Here is a 4614-nt window from a genome sequence, read left to right as displayed (position 1 = left end):
AAGCGATCTTCAACGCGGGGCTGGTTCCAAACGTCAAGGAAAACCCGCGCAATCGGAAGGCCCCGAAGCGTGGGCGGAAGCGGTTGTTCAATGCCGCCATCCATTCGTTACGGCTATGCGTGGAGCGGACCTTCGCGTGGGAAGATAAATTCAAGCGGTTGCTGTTGCGCTTCGAGTTCAAACAGCAGCGACACTACGGTATGAAACTGATGGCCTACACATTGATCAATCTGAGGCATTTCTGTGGTTCCTGAAACTCGCAACCACCTACTACGAATACGAACGCAATCGCGTGGACAATCTGTTCATGATGTTCGCGCCGCTGGAAGGCTGGCGCCACGTGAAAGTCACCGACCGTTGCGCTGCCGTCGATTACGCCCATGCGCTCAAGGACCTGTCCGACACGCATTTTCCCGACGCGGACAAAATCGTTCTGGTTCAGGACAATCTCAGCACGCACACGACCACGTCGCTCTATGAAGCCTTCCCCGCCGCCGAAGCGCGTCGCCTCGTCGAACGGTTCGAATGGCATTACACGCCCGAGCACGGAAGTTGGCTCGACATGGCCGAATCCGAACTCGCCGCCCTCTCGACCCAGTGCCTGGATCGCCGCATCCCCAACAAGCCAGAACTGACCGCGGAAGTCGCCGCCTGGGAACAGCGCCGCAACAAACATCACGCCAAGGCCGACTGGCAATTCACAACCGTCGACGCTCGCGTGAAGCTGGCAAGGCTATACCTCAGTTCGCGTGACTCGGGCCACTAGGGTCCTCGATGCTTCCACACGAATGGCGGCTATCCCCCCAACTGCGCCGTCTACGGCCGCGATCCGCAACGCCCGCTCAACGTCGATTCCGGCCGCTAGCCCCGCAGGGCTAAGCGCCCTCCACGACCGGGGCAGTGGCGGTGGATCCCGCGTTCGCCGTCGTTAGGCTCCGCGCGGCCAACGCCTGAACCAGACTTTGTTTTGCCGGCGGTTGCGGACGCGACGGCGCGCCATTCGTGAAGCGGGCGCAGTCAGCGGGTTGTCTGTCGAACGAGCAAGCAGCGCTGGAATTCTGTTGACCCCACGCCAGTCGCGCACGAGAGTTGTTCCAATCGAGCTATAAGCGCGGAGAACTCGGCAACTCGCGCGCGGCTCGATCCGAACGCGCCAAGGGGCCTCCGAAGGCGGAGGGGCCAGCTCCGCGCGTGGAGGAATTTCGAATGGCGATCTTGCTGTCTTTGACGAGCGTTGAGATCGGCGATCTCGAAATCTTCTTGCCGTCTCCGCCCTGCCTCTTGGTGCACACGTCGTATGCCGACGGTCAGCCTGAAAGTTCGGTGACGTATCTCTGGCAGGACGAGAAGACCGGCGCGCTCCACCATGAGCTAGTCTATCTGGAGCCGGCGCCCTTCGAGACTGCGCTGGCTTGGGCGCAAACACACGCACCAACCCGCGGCGTCGAGCGCATTCATGTGAAACACGAGCGCGGGAAGAAGGCGCTTAGGCGAAGGCCGCGAGCGTCGCCGGCTCCGGGGAAGCGCGTTGCGAAGAAGGCGCCGGCGAAGAAGGTCGCCCCCAGGAGGGCGGCGCCAGCTAAGACGCGCCCCGCAGCCAAGACCCGAAAGGCGCGAGCGAAGAAAGAAGGCTAAGCTGGCTCGGCTTTGGCGCCGAGGCGTCGTGTCGGAAGGCACGTCCTACCCCCAAGTGCGACCTCTGGCCTCCCGATCCGCATCCACCTCTTATTAGCGTCGACTCCTGCCGTCTGCTCCGGCAAATTGGGACGTTCCCCGACGGTGCGGCGAAGCGGTACTCCCTCGACGACGTCAAGCGTCCGCTGGAGAGGTGAGGCGACATGGCTCATTCTGGGTCCAGCCGATGGTCGACAGCGAGCCGGGGGCCTATCTTGAAGGCGACGACGTCGCCAATCGTCGTCGCCACGGAAAGGACGTCGCCCTGTGTCTGCGATAACGATCTTCCTCGGCAGGCTCCTCGGCCTCTACCTCGTCGCAATCTCGGGCGGGATGCTCGCCAGCTGGCACCGGACGCTGGCGACGCTCGACGAGATGGCGCGCAGCGGGCCGTGGATGCTGTTCTCGGGAATGGTAGCCACCGCCGCCGGCCTCGCGCGGTCGTGCTCGGCCACCAGGTCTGGAGCGGCGGCGCGCTGCCGGTCGTCGTCACCCTCGTCGGCTGGGCCGCGCTCCTGAAGGGAGTGACGCTACTGCTGGTCCCGGCTGAGCGGATTGCTGCGGCTTACAAGGCCGTCGGTTTCGAACGTTTCTACCACGTCTGGATGGTCGCCGTGCTGGCAGTAGGGCTTTGGGTGACGGCGATGGCCTTCGTCGCCTGATCACCTCGGCCGAAACGTAGCAACGGAAGCGGCAGGCGGGACGATCGGCGCACAGTTGCAGGACGCCCTCTTGGGCGCAACGGCTCGTCGACGGGAGGGCTGCCTTCGAACCCTTGCTCACCTTCGGCTTTGATCCCTGAATGGAAGGAACACGCAAATAGCCGTCATTCGCCGACGGCTTGGCGAGCGATTCACTTCGACCCGAAGGCGATTTCCGCGCAAGCTTCCGGTAAGCGCCGCGGCCGCGTTCAGCGTGACGCCCGCCGCGATTGCTGATACGGGTAGCGCATGCCTTGGCGCCATATCCGTATCGCTCGGTTCGGCGGTCCCGAAGTTCTGGAACTGGTGGAAGAACAAACCGTTCCGGCGCCGGGTCCGGGCGAGGTCCGGATCAAGGTGCTCGCCGCCGGGACCGGCTTCACCGATACCTTCATCCGTCGCGGCCGATATCCGGACTTCAAAGGACCACTGCCGTTCACGCCAGGCTATGACCTTGTCGGCGTCGTCGAGACGACCGGGCCTGGCGTGACCGCGCCGCGCGAAGGCCAGTTGGTCGCCGATCTCTGTATCGTTGGCGGCTACGCATAATATGCGATCCGCCCTGCGCGCTTCCTCGTTCCGGTCCCGAATGGGGTCGATCCCGCCGAAGCGGTCTGCATCCCGCTAGCCTACCTCACCGCTTTTCAAATGCTTACCCGCTTTCGGCGCCTACCGCGGGGCGCAGCGGTCCTCGTCATCGGCGCCTCGGGAACGGTCGGCACAGCTCTGCTCGACCTTGCGTGTCACTTCGGCCTTGAGGCGATCGGGACCTGCTCGGCCGCGAACATGCCCGCGGTTGAACGTTTCGGCGCAGTGGCGATCGACTACAGCGCTGGTGACTTCGTTGCGGCCGTGCGCCGGATCACTTCGGGGCGCAAGGGAGGCGCTGGCGTCGACGCCGCATTCGATGCGATCGGCGGCGCGCATTTCGGCAGCTCGTTCGCCTGCCTCGCGAAGGGCGGCCTGCTCGTCGGCTATGGGTCGCAAACCATGGCGGTCGGGCGTGAAGGCCTGCTTGCCGCGGGCCTCGGCCTCGCCAGGCTGAAGATGTGGAGCGGGTTGAGCTTCCTGTTCGGCGGCCGAAGCGCAGTTTGGTACAGCATCACCGATCGCCGCGTGACGCAGCCCGAAGAGTTCAAGGCGGACATGGCCGCCCTGTTCGATCTGTTGCGCGAGGGCGCCATCCATCCCGTCGTTGTCGACCGACTGCCGATCGCGGCCGCGCGCGAGGTCCATGAGCGAATTGACGCCGGTGGTCTCGGCGGGAAGATCGTGCTGCTCCCCTGGCCCAAGCCGGAATGAAACCGTCGCTTTCTGACGGCGCTGCATAGCGTTTGGCGCAGCGAGCCGGCGCCGTTGAGCTTGTGATTTGGCGGTCATGTTCTGACGTGGCGCAGACCCTCTGGCTGCGCACCACAACTTGCGACGATCGGGCGACCGTCACGAATCGACCCGAAGCCGCAGCCGCCGGTCACCCGAACTCACCCTCGGTAGATGCCGGCGTCGACATCGATCGCCGACCCGGTGATGAGCCGGTCGGTACGTCAGTGCGTAACCTCGGCCGCGTCACGCCAACATGACATCCTTGAGCTTGCGCCTCGGGCTCGGCGGCGCAGGGCGCGACGCGAAGCCGGCGCGAAACGAGAACGTGGCTTGCCCCTCGTCGCCGGTCAGGCGCGCGATGCGCTTCGCCCATTGATCGCCTTGCCCGGTTTGGCGTTCGCGGTCGATCATCTCGAGCGGCTGGTTGAGCGGCTGCATGGCGAGCCCGCGCGCGGTGGCGCTCAAGTGCAGCCTCTGCCAGACGCGTCCGGCAGCGAGCGTCGCCTTGCGATCGTAGCGGTCGCTCACCGCGATGAGGCCGGTCAGAGGCGCGGAAGCGAGCTGGACGTTGCGAGTCTGGTTGAGCCAGGCCGCGTGACTGGTCTCGGGCGAAACCGAAAAGAGCCGCGCATAGTTGAGTGCGAAGAACGACAGGCCCGCGGCGTCCAGGGTTGGGCCGTCGCGATGGGCCTCGATCTCGGCCCGCGAAGAGCGAAACCAATGGTCGCTATCGGCGATCATGATCTTGTCTCCGATAATGGCTTGAGTCGCGTCGACAACGGCCGCATCGAATGCGCGCCGATCCTCGCCTTCGTCGAACAGGATGACGAGCGCGCCAAGCCGGCGCCGGCGGACTGGCTTGTATTCTCGCGCCAGGCGGGCTCCGATGAGGGCGCGCTCGTCATCCTGTTCGACG

6 protein-coding genes are annotated in these 4614 nt (G+C 64.8%); 5 read left to right on the top strand and 1 reads right to left on the bottom strand.

From position 1 onward, the window contains the following. The 5 genes from ACLP25_RS06485 to ACLP25_RS06465 form a co-directional block, all read left to right on the top strand. Positions 1 to 254, top strand: a 254-nt coding sequence (locus ACLP25_RS06485; RefSeq protein WP_442468404.1) for a hypothetical protein, incomplete at its 5' end; no start/stop codon positions are given. Next, complete coding sequence (locus ACLP25_RS06480) at positions 149 to 766, top strand: transposase (protein WP_442468405.1); 618 nt, start codon at positions 149 to 151, stop codon at positions 764 to 766. The genes ACLP25_RS06485 and ACLP25_RS06480, both read left to right, overlap by 106 nt. A 1300-nt stretch (positions 767 to 2066) precedes the next feature. Then, complete coding sequence (locus ACLP25_RS06475) at positions 2067 to 2336, top strand: hypothetical protein (protein WP_442468403.1); 270 nt, start codon at positions 2067 to 2069, stop codon at positions 2334 to 2336. 288 nt (positions 2337 to 2624) lie between these two features. Then, a complete protein-coding gene (locus tag ACLP25_RS06470) occupies positions 2625 to 2924 on the top strand; it encodes an alcohol dehydrogenase catalytic domain-containing protein (RefSeq protein ID WP_442468402.1) in 300 nt (99 codons plus the stop codon). A gap of 99 nt (positions 2925 to 3023) precedes the next feature. Beyond that, positions 3024 to 3677 (top strand): zinc-binding dehydrogenase, encoded by a 654-nt coding sequence (locus ACLP25_RS06465; protein WP_442468401.1) that lies wholly within the window; start codon positions 3024 to 3026, stop codon positions 3675 to 3677. 264 nt (positions 3678 to 3941) lie between these two features. Here the strand turns inward: ACLP25_RS06465 and ACLP25_RS06460 are convergent, their stop codons facing one another. Then, a complete protein-coding gene (locus tag ACLP25_RS06460) occupies positions 3942 to 4439 on the bottom strand; it encodes a hypothetical protein (protein ID WP_442468400.1) in 498 nt (165 codons plus the stop codon). Between the last annotated feature and the right edge of the window lie 175 nt (positions 4440 to 4614).

Source organism: Roseiarcus sp., from assembly GCF_052145395.1.
GTDB lineage: Bacteria > Pseudomonadota > Alphaproteobacteria > Rhizobiales > Beijerinckiaceae > Roseiarcus.
The sequence above is the reverse complement of the archived record's forward strand: the minus strand, read 5'-3'. Positions and strand labels throughout refer to the sequence as shown.

Bases quoted from the DNA above. Each gene is read 5' to 3' on its own strand.
- ACLP25_RS06470 (WP_442468402.1), top strand. From the start codon at position 2,625: ATGCCTTGGCGCCATATCCGTATCGCTCGGTTCGGCGGTCCCGAAGTT.
- ACLP25_RS06460 (WP_442468400.1), bottom strand. From the start codon at position 4,439: ATGATCGCCGATAGCGACCATTGGTTTCGCTCTTCGCGGGCCGAGATC.
- ACLP25_RS06465 (WP_442468401.1), top strand. From the start codon at position 3,024: ATGCTTACCCGCTTTCGGCGCCTACCGCGGGGCGCAGCGGTCCTCGTC.